Raw genomic sequence first — 14,481 nt, forward strand, 5'->3', positions numbered from 1 at the left:
TTAACAACAGCAAAATTAAATCATACACCAGAGAGAATCGCGCAGATTATTCTGTGAGGAAAGTCCGTGCTCGCACAGACTGAGATGTCTGTAGTGTTCGTGCCTAGCGAAACAAACAGCTAGGGCAGCTTGGCTAAGTGCTGGGCTGACGGCAGGGAAAGTATCCTAAGTCTGATGATTGTCTAGCTTCGGCGCCTAGCCCCTCGAGGTCATAAGCCAATCCGTCTAGAAGGTTAAAAAGCAACCTTCCAGCCGGCTCGTCTTATGCTTGTCGGGGCTAGCAAGGCGCCTCAGCTTTTCGTCTGATATGGAGCGAATACCTTGAAAGTGCCACAGTGACGGAGCCTTAAGGGAAACCTTGAGGGTGGAACGAGGTAAACCCCACGAGCGAGAAACCCAAACTTTGGTAGGGGAAGTGTCTTAAGGAAATTCAACCAACAGACACCATGAATCTATTCATGAGATAGATGATTCTCCATCTTCGTGCGAGACGATTAGTCACTTGTAGCACAGGATGAACAAAACACGGCTTACGAGGTATGTATGATTGGTGTTAACTCACAGATAATAATATGGGATTACTCTTAGAGAGGCAAACCGCGTTGGTGCAATTCCAACTAATCCAATAAAAGTCCAATGATGAAGTTGCGAAATGGGTCAGAGCAGGAATGCAGCAGCCCTAAGTAACGTAGTCATGTGGGCTTTTTTATTTTTGTTTAGTCTACCCTGAAAATACATAGGTTAGTGAGTTGCATTCACTGCGATCCACCTGCTTTCCGCGGGGCAGTCCGTGAGCCTCCTCGTCGCCAAAGGCTCCTGCGGGGTCTCACGAGACCGCTAGATCCCGCAGGAGTCAGGTGGCTCTTCGTTCATTCCACACTAAGTGAACAACATTTTCATCCTCCATGGTGCGAATATTTAATTTGCATGGGTGTCTACCAAAAAAATACATAGGTTGTCATTTCATTCGCTGTAGTTCACTCTCGGGATATCGCGGGCGTGCGGCGAGCCTCCTCGTCGCTTTTTGCCTCCTGTAGGGTCTCACTTTGCCCGCTGAATCCCACAGGAGTCGAGTGACCTTCCGCTCATTACAAAAAGTGAGCACTTTTCATTCTGCACGGTACAAAACTTATTCGGATGGGGTAGACATGAATATGTTTAAATCTACAGATATTACTTGTAATTTTAAAATTCTATCCTTACATGGTTTTTAAATAATGACAACATCACGAATGACAAAATGCATTTTAGTTTAAATTGAAACCGCTTTTACAAGGGCGTATGATAAAGATACAAGGTAACAAAGAAAAAACGACAAATTTTTTAAATTTGAGAGGAGTTATAGATATGTCTAATTCAAAACCAGATTTTCGCGTTAAAATTCAGCGTTTTGGTAGTTATTTAAGTGGCATGATTATGCCAAATATCGGTGCATTTATTGCGTGGGGTCTTATTACAGCGCTATTCATTCCAACAGGATGGGCACCAAATGAGGAGTTCGCTAAGTTAGTTGGTCCAATGATCACTTACTTACTTCCATTATTAATTGGTTATACCGGTGGTAAAATGGTTTATGATGGCCGAGGTGGAGTCGTTGGTGCAACAGCTACGATGGGGGTTATCGTTGGTTCTGATATCCCAATGTTCCTTGGGGCAATGATTGTGGGTCCACTTGGTGGTTGGTTAATTAAGAAGGTAGACCAAGTGATTCAGCCAAAAGTACGACAAGGTTTTGAAATGTTAGTAAACAACTTTACAGCAGGTATTTTGGCATCTATTTTAACGCTAATCGCATTCTTAGGAATTGGTCCTGCTGTTGAAGGGTTAAACACAGTTTTAGCAGCGGGTGTAGAAGTAATTGTCAATGCTGGTTTACTTCCATTAGCTAGTATCTTTATCGAACCAGGAAAAGTATTATTTTTAAACAACGCAATTAATCATGGAATCCTAAGTCCACTTGGTGCGAAGGAAGCAGCGGATGCTGGTAAGTCTATTCTATTCTTACTAGAAACAAACCCAGGACCAGGTCTAGGAATTCTATTAGCATTCATGGTCTTTGGTAAAGGTACAGCAAGACAAACTTCACCAGGAGCAGCGGTTATTCACTTCTTTGGTGGTATCCATGAAATTTACTTCCCGTACATTTTGATGAAGCCATTATTAATTTTAGCAGCAATTGCTGGTGGTATCAGTGGGGTGTTCACATTCACATTATTCAATGTAGGACTGGTAGCACCACCATCTCCAGGTAGTATCTTCGCGCTAATGGCAATGACTCCAAAAGGTGGAGGACATTTCGGAGTATTACTAGGGGTTCTTGTAGCAACAGCAGTATCATTTGCAGTAGCATCATTAATCTTAAAAACAAGTAAAAACCAAGAAGAAGATATTACAGATGCAGCTGCAAAAATGGAAGCGATGAAGGGTAAGAAGAGCTCGGTTGCAAATTCATTCTCGGCTAAAACTGAAAGCTTCAATTATAAGAACGTAAACAAAATTATCTTTGCTTGTGATGCAGGAATGGGTTCAAGTGCAATGGGTGCTTCGATCTTGAAAAATAAAGCGAAAAAAGCAGGCTTAGAAATTGATATTACAAATACTTCTATTAACAATATACCAAGTGATGCAGATGTAGTCGTTACACATAAAGACCTAACGTCTCGTGCAATAGAAAAACTACCAACAGCACACCATATTTCAGTTGATAATTTCTTAAATAGCCCTAAGTATGATGAATTGATTGAAAATCTAAAATAAGGTTCTTTTCAGAAAAGACGTTTACGAAATAGCAAAAATAAACAACAGCGTACAGACTGGTTCTCGGATAAGAATCAGTCTGTTTTTTTACTATATCAAAAATATTATTTATTAAATTATGGCAACAACCCTTATGACTAAATTATAACTTTCTTTTGTTGAGATAGGTGATAATAAGGTCTATCATGATGATTATAAGGATTAATTCTTAATATTTGTCATGAACCTTGCAAATAATATAGCATGAGGAAATGCTTTATAGCGGAGTGGATAAGTATGTATATTTCGGCAAGGGAACGTAAGATTTTAGAATTTTTATTGCTAAAAAAAGACGAAACAACTGTGAAGGATCTTTCTAATGAGTTAACCGTAAGCCCCCGGACAGTACATCGCGATTTAAAAGGGGTAGAAGACATTCTAAAAGAATATGATTTGCACCTTAACAAAAAGTCAGGGATTGGGATACAAATAGTTGGTGAAGATGAAAATAAACAGAGACTGGAAATGTTTTTATTCAATTTATCACACAATGAATATACACCTGAAGAACGTCAAACGATTATCCTTTCAGAGCTTTTAGATTCGAAAGACCCGGTAAAACTGATGTCACTAGCTAATGACCTAAATGTGACGATTGCCACGGTAAGCCACGACCTTGATAAGGTTGAAGAAAGATTAGCGGTGTATGATTTGAAGCTACTAAGAAAACGTGGCTATGGAGTAGAAATTATCGGCTCCGAATCAGCCAAGCGAAAAACAATGAGTAAGCTAATCATTGAAAATATTGAAGAATTTGAATTTATTTCACTGATCAAGGAAAATATTCAAAGAAAATCAACTCAGGTTGTTAATACAGTCACAGACCGACTACTAGGATTGGTTGATAAAAAGAAACTGCTTGTGATTGAGAAGCAAATAGATCAGATAAAGGATGATTTGCCATATGAGATTGCGGATAGCGCCTATATAGGTCTTGTGGTTCATCTCGCTTTAGCAATTGAAAGGATTCAACAAGGGGAAGAAATCAACTTTGATCAAGCTTACCTGAAAAGCTTACAGGGTACAATTGAGTATAAGGCAGCCGGAAAAATCGTTGCAGGATTGGCAGAGATATTGCAGATTGAGATATCAATTGGTGAAATTGGCTATATTACAATGCACCTTATGGGAGCCAAACATCGGAATGATCATGATGACTTACTAGAGGATACCAGTCTGCAAGTGGGGATAGTCGCACAAAAAATGATCCGATATGTCAGCGATGAAATTCAAGTTGATCTGACGAGTAATCTTTCTTTATTTCAAGGCTTAGTTGCGCATTTGAGGCCAGCACTTCATAGAATCAGGCAGAAAATGGGGATTACAAATCCTCTTTTATCAAAAATAGAAAATGACTATACAGAGATGTTTACTATACTAGATCAAGGAGTAAAAGAAATCTTTCCAGATATGCAAGTCCCAAAAGAGGAGATAGGCTATTTAGTCATGCATTTTGCCTCGGCACTGTTAAATCGAAATGAAGTCACAGAAATAAAGACCTTAGTCGTGTGTTCTAGTGGAATAGGGACTTCGAAAATGTTATCAACTAAGCTTGAGCAGGCAATCCCTGGTCTGAAAGCAGTAAACGCCTCTCTTTTCCAATTGGAAACATTAAATGTAGATCAGTTTGATGCCATTATTTCAACGATTCCGTTGAAGAATTTTAAAGGTGATTATCTCTTTGTTAGTCCATTACTTTCTCAAGAAGATATTGAGAATATTAAACATTCACTAGTAGGAAAGCACAATGTCGGTAGATATAAAACAACGATTACAAAAGCACGCCCCCAATCATTTGATTTTAAAGAATATATGATTAATATTGGTAAAATAAAGAATTATTCAACAGCTGTTCATCAAATTTTATGTGGTTTTAATCTATTACATCTTGGGAGTAATCAATCCATTGAGAATGCCTTAACCGACATGGTTGAAAAGTTTGTTGTAACAACCAGTTCTAAAGATGTAATTAATGATTTACTTGAGCGGGAAAAGAGCGGTGGACTAGGTATTCCAGGCACAACATTAGCCCTTTATCATACTAGAAGTGATTCAGTGTTAGAGCCAAGCTTCACAATAGGTAGACTAAACGAATCATTGGTTGTAAAAGGGATGGATGATTCTGACATAGAAATCAATACGATTTTACTTATGTTATCTCCTAAGAGAATAAATGAAGAAGCAATCGAGTTATTAAGTGCTATTAGCTCGTTAATTATAAGAGATGATCAAACAATCGAGTTATTTCAAATAGGAAAAAAGGAAAAGATTATTGAACTTATAGCTCTTGAATTAAACCAGGTATATGAGAATAAAGTGAAGAAATAAGGAGTGCATTACATTATGACAAAAGAAATTTTATCATCAGAAAATATCGTATTAAACGCAAGTTTTTCATCCAAAGAAGATGCTATCCGTAGCACAGGTCAAATCTTGGTAGACAAAGGCTATGTAACACCTGATTACATCGAAAAAATGCTTGAGCGTGAAGAACTAACTTCAACCTATATGGGGAATTTCGTAGCCATCCCACATGGCACAGAGGATGCAAAAAAGGATGTGGTAGCATCCGGACTTTCGATTATTCAAGTCCCTGGTGGAGTGGATTTCGGAAATGGAAATATCGTAAAGGTTTTAATCGGTATTGCTGGTAAGGACGGGGAGCACCTAGATATCCTTTCACAAATCGCGATTGTTTGCTCTGAAGAAGAAAACATTGAAAAAATAGTTGGTGCAACATCTGCGGAACAAATTTTAGGTCTATTTGACGAGGTGAACTAATATGTTAGCAGTCCATTTTGGCGCAGGCAATATTGGAAGAGGTTTTATCGGAAGTCTCCTTTCTAATGCTGGATATGAGGTTTGCTTCGTGGATGTAAATGCAGAAATAGTTGATTTGTTGAATGAGAAAAGAGAATATCGAGTTGTTCTGGCTGATGAAAATAGTGAAGAAGCAACTGTGAAAAATGTCAGGGCCATTAACAGTATTCAAAACCCAAGCGAAGTATTAGAAGCGATCGCTAGCGCTGACCTTGTGACCACTGCTGTTGGCCCTAATATTCTTGTCCTTATTTCAGAATTAATTGTCAATGGATTAAGAAAAAGAGTTGAATTGTCAAACAATCCATTAAACATCATCGCTTGTGAAAACATGATTGGTGGTAGTGCATTTCTTAAAGAAAAGGTGTTTGAGAAGCTAAGTGAAGAAGAGAAAACTCAATTCAACCAACTGTTTGCATTTCCAAATGCAGCAGTAGATCGCATTGTGCCAAACCAAGTGAATGAAGATAAATTGATGGTTTCTGTAGAGCCATTTTTTGAGTGGGTTGTTGATCGTTCAAACATGGTGGGCAATGTCCCTGATATTGAAGGGGTGACATTTGTTGACGATTTAACACCGTTTATTGAACGTAAGTTGTTTACTGTTAATACAGGCCACGCAGTTTGTGCATATGTTGGTTATCAAGCTGGATTAAAAACGATTAAAGATGCAATGGAGCATTCAGAAGTATTAGAAATTGTGAAAAATGTTCTAAATGAAACAGGCGCGGTTTTGGTGCGAAAATACAACTTTAACAATGACGAACACCAAAAGTATATCAATAAGATTATCGGACGTTTCATGAATCCGTTTATAAATGACGAAATTCCTAGAGTTGCACGAGGACCACTTCGGAAGCTAGGTCCTAATGATCGACTTATTAGCCCAGCTTTGCAATATTATAAATACCTAGAAGGGCAACCTATAAACCTAGCAAAAGGAATTGCAGCAGCATTACAATATGACTTTGGTGAAGATGAAGAGGCTGTTGCATTGCAAGCAAAGGTAAAAGAACTAGGGTTTGAGAAAACAATCGAAGAAGTTTGTGGGTTAAATAATGAGCATCCACTAGTAGACTTAATAATGAAAGAGTTTAATAGTATTAATTAAGAAAATAAAAAGCTGTACCCCAAGATGTTATTTTATAACTAACATTGGTGGTGCAGTTTTTTTATTCAAATTAAAAAACGAAATTCTTTTAAAAAAATTTCAAAACCCCCCTGAAATTTCGACAAACTTCCGTATAGATTAATAGGTAGATTGATAAAGGCAAAACTAGCGAAAGCTGGTGACGCAAAACTACAGGGACTAAAGGAAAAAGATCCTAAGTTAGCCAGTTACCGATTAAGTGGACGGGCTTATCAATTTGTTAAAAAAATTTTAAGAGGAGAGACACAAATGCACAAGAATTTAAAATCAATTATTTCTGCAGGGGTTATGACAGGCGCATTACTATTTGGAACATCAGCATATGCAAACACTGAGGATACTGGTGAAGTTGCGATTGTTGAATCAGGTTTGACACCAGATAATTTCTTTTATTTTATTGATGGTCTTGGGGAGAATTTACAATTATTTTTTACATTAGATGGACAAAAGGAATCCGAACTTTTATTACAATTCGCAATGGAGCGCCTATCTGAGTCTACTCAAATGGCTGAAGAATCAAAAGATGAATATATTACTGGTTTAATTGATGCATATTTAGCTACTTTAGAAGAGGCTCAAGAGCAGGTTTCTGAAGTAATAATTGATGAATTAGTTGAAGAAGAAGCAAAGGAAGAGCTTTCTGAAAAGCTAGAAGATGTAACTGATGTTGAGGAATCAATTGAAACCGTGTTGGATGAAGAACAACTTGAAGAGCTTGAAGAAAAGAAACAGGAAGCATTTTTAGTTGCAAACGTGGTCAAAGACTTAGATGTAGAAAAGGTAATATCTCTACGTAATCAAGGACTTGGTTTCGGACAAATCGTTAAGGTAGTAACACTTGCCGAAGAAAGCGGAAAATCTGAAGAAGAGATTATTGCGATGTTGAACGAAGGTAAAGGCTTTGGTGATATTTCAAAAGAATTAAATATTGACCCAGCAAATATTGTGAAGAAAGTTTTGGAAAGAGAAGAGGAGTTAATTGAAGAGGCTTTCGAAGATGCGAAAGAGTCAGGAAATGAAGAAGCAATCGCAAAACTATCAGAGTCATTAGCAACCATTAAAAAGCAAAAACTTCAATTTGATATTTTAGAGGAATATGATGAAATTGAGCAAGAACTAGCTGAGGAACTGGCAGAAATTCAAGAGGAGCTTGCTGCTGGTGAAATTACTCAGGAAGAAGCAGATGAGAAGATTAAAGAACTAAAAGCAGAAGCTGAAGAAGAGCTTGCAGAATTACAGGAAGAAGCTAAAGAAGAAGCTGAAGAGTTGGAAGAAGAAATTGAAGAAGAGTTAAAAGATGAAGAAGAAGATGCAAAAGAAGATGAAGCATCAGTAAAACCGGAAAAATCAGAAAAGGAAAATGCAAAAAAAGAGCAAGAGAAGCAAGAAAAAGCACGTGAAAAGCAAGAAAAAGCTGAAGAAAAAGCACGTGAAAAGCAAGAAAAAGCTGAAGAAAAAGCGCGTGAAAAGCAAGAGAAAGCTGAAGAAAAAGCACGTGAAAAGCAGGAAAAGGCTGAAGAGAAAGCGCGTGAAAAGCAAGAAGAAGCTGAAGAAAAAGCACGTGAAAAGCAAGAAGAAGCTGAAGAAAAAGCGCGCGAAAAGCAAGAAGAAGATGAAGAAAAAAAGCGCGATGAAAAAGAAAAAGGTAAAGATGACGAGAATGAAGATGAAGATGAAGACAAAGATGAAGATGAAGACAAAGATGAAGACAAAGATGAAGATGGTGGTAATTAATTTTCAAGAAGGACCCTATACAAATGGGTCCTTTACTTTTATAGTGAATGTATAATTGCTTCGTACTTCAAATGACAATTTATATAGCCTTTTTTAGAGGTTGGTGAATTGTATTCTAGTGGGGTGTCATCATGAATGAAAACATGCTAGCTCAACTTCTTTCACAGGCAACAAGTGGAGATGAACAGGCTAGAGAATATATTATTAATCACTATAAACCCTTTGTTATTAATACGGTGGGCCATCTTTCTAGAAAGTATGTGACATGGAGTGATGAAGAGTCTAGTGTAGGGCTAATCGCATTAAATCGTGCCATTGATACGTATAAAGTAAATGGGGGAAGAAGTTTTTTAAACTATTCCTACCTACTAATTAAAAGGGATTTAATTGATTTTTCTAGAAAGGAAAGAAGCCAGAAGAGGTTAATTGTTACTGCATCTGAGGATGAGCAAGCTGCTTCGACTACTTTCGACATAAAGCAATCTATGAAGAGTTATCATCAGGAAGAAGAGGCTAAAGAGCTAGTTGAAGAGATTCTAGAGTTTAGTAAGGTTTTAAATGAGTTTGGTGTTCAATTTGAAGAATTGGAAGGGTATACACCAAAACATCGAGATACCAGAGAAATGTTATTAGAGTTAGTCTCGTCCTTTATTCACCAACAAGATTTAGTCAACGAGTTTATGGATAAAAGAAGGATTCCGGTTACAGCATTTGTTTCAAGGACATCATTCAACATTAAGACACTAGAAAGATACAGAAAATATATTGTCACACTTATAATTCTTAAGTTACATCCTGAATGGAAAAAATTATCGGAATATATTCAAGTTCCTGTAGGAAGTGGAAAACAATGATGAAAGTAAAGAAATATAAAGGAATTGTATTAAAAGTGACAGACAAACATATCGTCTTGATGTGTGAAGATGGCGTATTTAGGAATGTACCTCTAAAGAAATCAGTTCCAAAAATTGGAGAAAAGTTCGAATGCAAGCAAAAAGAATGGATTGGTTTTTCTAATACACGTTATTTATCAATAGCTTCATTACTTTTTATTGTGTTGGTAAGCTCTTTTTTCTTTATTAACATTAATAAAAAAGATGCTTATATTTTAGCGATTGATATCAATCCAAGTATAGAGTTATATGCTGATAAAGATTTAAAAGTATCAAAAGTAGTTGCTCTTAATTCAGATGGTCAAAAGGTTATTGAGGGATTAAGTATTGAGAACAAGAGTACAAACGAGCTCATAACGGAGATTCTCGAACAGACAGTGAAACAAAATTATCTTACACGTGCTAACAAGGGAGTCGTTGCGATCACTACGGTTTCTTTGGGAAACCTAAAAGATACAGAGGTGCCAGACGTTCAACAGATTGTTGGCAAAGCTCTAAATTCTACAGGGATTTCTGCAGATATCATTACACATAGCACGGATGAAAAGACGCTTAAATTAGCAAGAAATCATCATATGTCAGTTACAAAGTATCTTTTGTATACTGACCTTGAGTCAAAAGGTATTAAGGTTAAAATGGAAGATATAAAGGAACAATCTATTCAACAAATTCAACAGTTGGAAAAGGCATCTATAGAAGATAAAGATTCTGTAAAAGATAGCTCAATAGATAATCCTGAAAATAATCAGTCTACTACGAAATTAGAAGAAAGACCTCCAACTATTGTAGTGAAAGATAAGGAAAATCGGAAAAACGATTCAAGACCGAATGAAGGAAATTCATCTGCTAAGAAAAGTACTTCTCAAATAGGGGATAAAGAAGGTCAAAAACGGGCCCGAAGTGAAGCCAAGGATACCAGTAGCCCACAAAACACAGATAAAGAAGAAGAGTCTAATAATGCAGCAAAAGGTAAAAATAGAGAAGTTAGAAATCAGGAAGAAACAAGTAAAGATAGTGATGATGATAAAAATCATGAAAAAGATGAAGAAAAAGATGAAGAAAAAGATGATTCAGAAGAAAGAAATGAAGAAGATCACTCAAACAAGGAATCTGAAGAGGCCCCTAAAGGGAAGAAAGAAAATTCAGGCAAGCCGTAATATGATTCTTAAATTACTTGGATATCAAGGAAGCTACAAAGTGACATTTCAAAGGCATGAGTTGACCGATAAAAATAGGACAACTTATGCCTTTTATTTTTTAGAAGCTACAGACTATAGTTGACAATGATTATCATTATTAATATAATAAAGTATATTGAGAATGAAATTCATTCTCTCAATACATAATTTTAGGGGGAAACAGAGAAATGAACCGTTTTAAACAAGTATTATTTGTATTACTTCTATCTTTTCTTGTTCTTGGTTTAATGGGTTGTAAACAAGCAGCAGAAGAAAAGACGGATGCAGAAGAAACAACAGAGACAGAACAAAAAACAGAAGAAACAACAGAACAAGTGGCAAATGAACAGGAAGCTGGTGTCCTGAATTTATACACAACAAGACACTATGATACTGATGAAGAACTTTATAAAAAGTTTACTGAAGAAACAGGAATAAAAGTAAATGTAATCTCAGGGAAAGATGAGTTAGTTCAACGCTTAAAAGATGAAGGAGAAGCAACTGAAGCCGATGTATTTATTACAGCAGATGCAGGTAATTTAGCTCGTTTAAAGGCTGACGGCTTAACACAGGGAATTGAAAGTGAAGTATTAACATCAAATATCCCAGAAAAACTTCGTGATGATGAAAACCATTGGTTTGGATTAACGAAAAGAGCGCGTGTAATTGTTTATTCAAAAGACCGTGTAGATCCATCAGAACTTTCAACATATGAAGCATTAACTGAGGACACTTGGAAAGAACGTGTACTTATTCGTTCGTCTGAAAATATCTATAACCAATCTTTATTAGCTTCATTTATTGAGTTAAACGGTGAGGAAGAAGCGAAGAATTGGGCGGCAGGAATTGTAGCTAATATGGCCAGAACGCCAGAAGGTGGAGATACCGATCAAGTAAAAGCGGTAGTTGCTGGTGAAGGTGATGTGGCTATTTCAAACACGTATTATGTAGGAAGATTATTAAATTCTACTGACCCAGAAGAAGTGAAAGTAGCAGAACAAGTAGGAGTATTTTTCCCGAACCAAGATACAACAGGAACACATATTAATATCAGTGGAGCTACTGTTGTAAAACATGCGAAAAACGTAGACAATGCAGTTAAGTTTATCGAATTCCTTTCAAATGTAGAAGCACAAGAGCTTTTTGCTGAAGGTAATAATGAATACCCAGTGAATCCAAACGCAGCAATTACAGAAACATTAACATCTTGGGGAGCATTCAAAGAGCAAGATATTAATTTAACGATTCTTGGTGATAACAACACAAGAGCAATTCAGATTTTCAATGAAGTAGGTTGGAAGTAAATATTTTAAAAAAACTGAACCATAATCAGATATGGTTCAGTTTTTTTATTTGAGAACGATATTCACTTTCAAGTAAATGTTAGATATACTTAAGATAATAAGTTACCGGATCGTAGGAGTGTATTAAATGAGGATTATTCAACTAGTAAAAACACAACTGAATATGTGGGCCGTACTTAGCTTTATTTTTATACTAATCATTTTATTACCCAATATATTAATAGCGGTAAATTTTTTTGGAGAGCCAAATGAGAACTGGTTCCATATTAAGGAGTTCTTATTACTAGATATCTTTTATAATACAACTATTCTACTAGTTTTTACTGGAGTAACAACAACCATCATTGGTACTAGTTTAGCTTGGATGATTACGGTGTACTCGTTTCCACTTCGTAACTTTTTTAAATGGGGTTTAATTTTACCTTTAGCGATTCCGCCTTTTATTGGAGCATACACTTATCAGGGGATGGTTAATTACACCGGGTTTATTCAAACAACACTTCGCAATACTTTTGATATTCAAGTAAATCAAAAGTATTTCAGTATGATGTCAATGGAAGGGACAATCTTTATCTTTACGATGTTTCTCTTTCCATATGTCTATGTAATTTCGAAAAGTTTTCTCGAAAATCAATCTTCCTCTATTATTGAAAATGCTAGGCTACTAGGTGCGAATTCTCTTGAAACATTTTTCAGGGTTGTCCTGCCTATATCGAGAACAGCTATTGTCGGTAGCGTTGTAATTGTTATGCTAGAAGTCATCAATGATTATGGAGTAGTAAAATATTTCGGCATCCAAACATTTATTACCTCCATCTTTCAAACCTGGTTTGCCATGGGCGATAAAGAATCTGCCTTTAAACTAGCAGGCACATTGATGGTAGTTGTAATTGCTATTCTAATGCTTGAAAAGATTATTCGCGGACGAAAACAGTATAGTTATTCAACATCAAAAGTTAGCCCAATTCGACAGAAGAAGTTGAAGGGGGTAAAAGCTTGGGGGGTGTTTAGTTACTGTTTGGTTATTTTTAGTCTTGGGTTCATTATACCCTTTGTCCAATTGTTCTTTTGGATGATTATGACGTACGAGCGAATCTTATCTAAAGAATTCTTTACTTTAATCAAAAATTCATTTTTTGCTGCTTCAACAGCTGCTTTGCTTATTGTCATCATCGGATTAATTATTGCAAATTATTCACGAATACATAAAGGAGTATTACCTAGAATTTTATCTAGAATAACGATATTAGGATATTCTGTACCTGGAGCAGTGATTGCCATTGGTGTTATTACCATATTCTTAATGTTAGATCGTAGCTTATCTACTTTGTTTACCATGCTTTCATTTGATATCACCTTCGTACTAAGGACTAGTATCGTCATGCTCATTTCTGCATACATTATCCGATTCCTAGCCGTGGGGTATAATTCTATTGAAGCTGGCTTTGAAAAAGTAGGCAGCACTTTCACTGAAGCATCAAGAACTCTGGGTTCTTCGACATTAGGAACATTTTTCAAAGTTGATATTCCAATGATAAGAGGAGCTATTATAGGTGGGTTTATTTTAGTGTTTGTTGATATTTTAAAAGAGCTACCATTAACGATGTTGCTACAACCATTTAACTTTCAAACACTAGCAACAAGAGCATTTCGGTATGCAAATGATGAAATGATCAGTGAGGCAGCTTCTGCATCATTGTTAATCATCCTAATTAGCGGGATATGTATCTATTTCTTTCATAAGGTTCTTGATAGAGGGGAGCGAAATTAATTGATTGTACAAATTGAAAAACTTAGGTACCAATATAAAAAATCTAGTGAACCAACAATCAAGGATTTCTCCTTAAAGATTGAACAGGGTGAAATTGTTGCCATTCTTGGGGAGAGTGGAAGTGGTAAAAGTACGGTTCTTAGATTAATAGCGGGACTAGAGACGCCAAAGTCAGGGATTATTTCAATTAATGGAAAAACCATGGTTGACCATCAAACATTTACGCCTCCAGAAAAAAGAGGGATAGGTATGGTTTTTCAGGACTATGCTCTCTTCCCACATATGACAGTTGAAAAGAATATTAAATTTGGCCTCCGACACATGACAAGAAAGAAAAAGAAGGAGCGTCTTGAAGAAATGCTAGAACTCGTAAATCTTTCAGACTATCAAAAGCGTTATCCTTACGAACTAAGTGGAGGGCAGCAACAGCGTATAGCACTTGCAAGAGCATTAGCACCAGCTCCATCTCTACTTCTCTTTGATGAGCCATTTAGTAATTTAGATGCAAGCCTTCAAGTGAAAATAAGAGATGAATTAAAATCGATTCTTAAACAAACAAAAATCACCTCCATTTTTGTCACACATGACCAAGAAGACGCAACTGCTTTGGCGGACCGAATCGTGTATATAGAAAAAGGTATAGTGAAAAGCAATCATTTGAGGGAATAGAGTCCGAGGGAAGTTTTTCACGTTAGATATAATTTAATTATGAAAGAACTGTAAATCTGCAGTTCTTTTTAATTTAAAGCAGGAATTATTTTTAAAATAGAGAATATTTACTAAAATCGACAAATAACAGCAGAGAATTAAAGGAGCGAAATAAAATTGAAAAAAG

The 14,481-nt window shown here is 36.3% G+C and carries 10 protein-coding genes, 2 other RNA genes and 1 riboswitch; all 12 genes read left to right on the top strand.

Annotated elements, in window-relative coordinates:
* The first annotated feature begins 24 nt into the window (after positions 1–24).
* An RNA gene (gene rnpB / locus BK579_RS05150) (RNase P RNA component class B) lies at positions 25–538 on the top strand.
* Between the two features lie 85 nt (positions 539–623).
* An RNA gene (ffs, locus tag BK579_RS05155) (signal recognition particle sRNA small type) lies at positions 624–715 on the top strand.
* Positions 716–1,347: 632 nt separating this feature from the next.
* Positions 1,348–2,757, top strand: a complete 1,410-nt coding sequence (locus tag BK579_RS05160) for a PTS mannitol transporter subunit IIBC (RefSeq protein ID WP_078544011.1) — start codon at positions 1,348–1,350, stop codon at positions 2,755–2,757.
* A 276-nt stretch (positions 2,758–3,033) separates the two neighbouring features.
* Positions 3,034–5,124 carry a BglG family transcription antiterminator gene (locus BK579_RS05165; RefSeq protein ID WP_078544012.1) on the top strand — a complete coding sequence of 697 codons (2,091 nt, stop codon included), beginning with the start codon at positions 3,034–3,036 and terminating at the stop codon, positions 5,122–5,124.
* A gap of 15 nt (positions 5,125–5,139) precedes the next feature.
* Positions 5,140–5,577: a PTS mannitol transporter subunit IIA gene (locus BK579_RS05170; RefSeq protein WP_078544013.1), complete on the top strand. Its 438-nt coding sequence runs from the start codon at positions 5,140–5,142 to the stop codon at positions 5,575–5,577.
* 1 nt (position 5,578) lies between these two features.
* A complete protein-coding gene (locus BK579_RS05175; protein WP_078544015.1) occupies positions 5,579–6,727 on the top strand; it encodes a mannitol-1-phosphate 5-dehydrogenase in 1,149 nt (382 codons plus the stop codon).
* Between the two features lie 148 nt (positions 6,728–6,875).
* A riboswitch (cyclic di-GMP riboswitch) is annotated at positions 6,876–6,962 on the top strand.
* A gap of 53 nt (positions 6,963–7,015) precedes the next feature.
* Positions 7,016–8,500, top strand: a complete 1,485-nt coding sequence (locus BK579_RS25220; RefSeq protein WP_139365045.1) for a DUF5667 domain-containing protein — start codon at positions 7,016–7,018, stop codon at positions 8,498–8,500.
* A 131-nt stretch (positions 8,501–8,631) separates the two neighbouring features.
* The gene (gene sigI / locus BK579_RS05185; protein WP_078544016.1) at positions 8,632–9,354 is read left to right on the top strand and encodes an RNA polymerase sigma-I factor; all 723 of its coding nucleotides are present in this window, start codon (positions 8,632–8,634) and stop codon (positions 9,352–9,354) included.
* A complete protein-coding gene (locus tag BK579_RS05190; protein WP_078544017.1) occupies positions 9,351–10,550 on the top strand; it encodes an anti-sigma-I factor RsgI family protein in 1,200 nt (399 codons plus the stop codon). The genes sigI and BK579_RS05190 overlap by 4 nt, the downstream gene beginning before the upstream one ends.
* A gap of 209 nt (positions 10,551–10,759) precedes the next feature.
* The gene (locus BK579_RS05195; RefSeq protein ID WP_078544019.1) at positions 10,760–11,875 is read left to right on the top strand and encodes a Fe(3+) ABC transporter substrate-binding protein; all 1,116 of its coding nucleotides are present in this window, start codon (positions 10,760–10,762) and stop codon (positions 11,873–11,875) included.
* 127 nt (positions 11,876–12,002) lie between these two features.
* Positions 12,003–13,646, top strand: coding sequence for an ABC transporter permease (locus tag BK579_RS05200; RefSeq protein WP_078544020.1), 1,644 nt, complete (start codon positions 12,003–12,005; stop codon positions 13,644–13,646).
* Complete coding sequence (locus BK579_RS05205) at positions 13,647–14,315, top strand: ABC transporter ATP-binding protein (RefSeq protein ID WP_078544022.1); 669 nt, start codon at positions 13,647–13,649, stop codon at positions 14,313–14,315. It begins immediately after the preceding gene.
* The last annotated feature ends 166 nt before the right edge of the window (positions 14,316–14,481 follow it).

It is taken from the genome of Litchfieldia alkalitelluris (genome assembly GCF_002019645.1).
Taxonomy (GTDB): Bacteria; Bacillota; Bacilli; order Bacillales; family Bacillaceae_L; genus Litchfieldia; species Litchfieldia alkalitelluris.